The organism is Streptomyces milbemycinicus (genome assembly GCF_002154605.1).
GTDB classification, from domain to species: domain Bacteria; phylum Actinomycetota; class Actinomycetes; order Streptomycetales; family Streptomycetaceae; genus Streptomyces; species Streptomyces milbemycinicus.
Genome location: NZ_MUNE01001288.1, coordinates 1 through 556 on the forward strand (window position 1 = coordinate 1; position 556 = coordinate 556).

General features: G+C 67.8%; 1 protein-coding gene. It reads left to right on the top strand.

Annotated features, from left to right (window positions below; translation table 11 throughout):
- Positions 1 to 82: 82 nt before the first annotated feature.
- On the top strand, positions 83 to 556 hold a 474-nt coding region (locus CCN51_RS52670), incomplete at its 3' end, for a beta-galactosidase (RefSeq protein WP_211303367.1).

Below are 556 nucleotides of genomic sequence, written 5' to 3' on the forward strand. Positions count from 1 at the left end.
AATTATGAATACATCTTGACAGGGGCGAGGGCCCCACCCACGATGAACGCACTTCACTGAGCCGCTGTCGTAGGAGCCGTCTGTGCTGTCCCTGCACGCCCATGAAGTGCCCCCGCCCCTGACCGGGCATCTGCCCCTGGGCAGTTCCGACGCCGCACCGCGCTCGCTGACCGTGGACAGCCAGAGCCTGATCCGGGAGGGCCGCCCCTGGATCCCGGTGATGGGCGAGTTCCACTTCAGCCGCTACCCGGCCGCCGAATGGCGTGAGGAACTGCTCAAGATCAAGGCAGGCGGCATCGACCTGCTGGCCACGTATCTGTTCTGGAACCAGCACGAGAACGAGCGCGGCACCCTGCACTTCGACGGCGACCTCGACCTGCGCCGCTTCGCGGAGCTCTGCGCCGAACTCGACCTGGCCCTTGTGGTCCGGCTCGGCCCGTGGTCCCACGGCGAATGCCGCAACGGTGGCCACCCCGACTGGCTGAACGAGGTCGACTGCACCCCGCGCACCGACGACCCGGCGTACCTGGCCCTGGTCGAGCCCTACTACCGGCGC